The sequence below is a fragment of the Myxococcus sp. CA023 genome (assembly GCF_010998615.1).
Classification (GTDB): Bacteria; Myxococcota; Myxococcia; order Myxococcales; family Myxococcaceae; genus Myxococcus.
In genome coordinates, this window is record NZ_JAAEAH010000232.1 from 1 (window position 1) to 382 (window position 382).

The following is a 382-nucleotide window of genomic DNA, read 5'->3' on the forward strand; positions in this document are numbered from 1 at the left end:
CTGCCGCTGCGCGACGTAGTGGTGTTCCCGCACATGGTCATTCCGCTGTTCGTCGGCCGTGACAAGTCCATGCACGCGCTCGAACAGGCAATGGAGGCGGACAAGCGCATCCTGCTGCTGGCGCAGAAGTCGGCCGAAACCGACGACCCGCATGCGGCCGACCTCTACCAGGTCGGTACGCTGGCGCAGGTGCTGCAGCTGCTGAAGCTGCCCGACGGCACCATCAAGGTGCTGGTCGAAGGCCTGTCGCGCGTGCAGGTCACCCACGTTGACGAGCGCAACGGCTCGCTGCACGGCCAGGCCGTGGAGATCGACGCCAGCGACGAGCGCGAAGCGCGCGAGGTCGAGGCGATCGCCCGCTCGCTGATGTCGCTGTTCGAGC

General features: G+C 67.3%; 1 protein-coding gene. It reads left to right on the top strand.

From position 1 onward, the window contains the following. Nucleotides 1-382: LON peptidase substrate-binding domain-containing protein (locus F8M74_RS37425; protein ID WP_205604122.1), on the top strand; the 382-nt coding region annotated here is incomplete at both ends.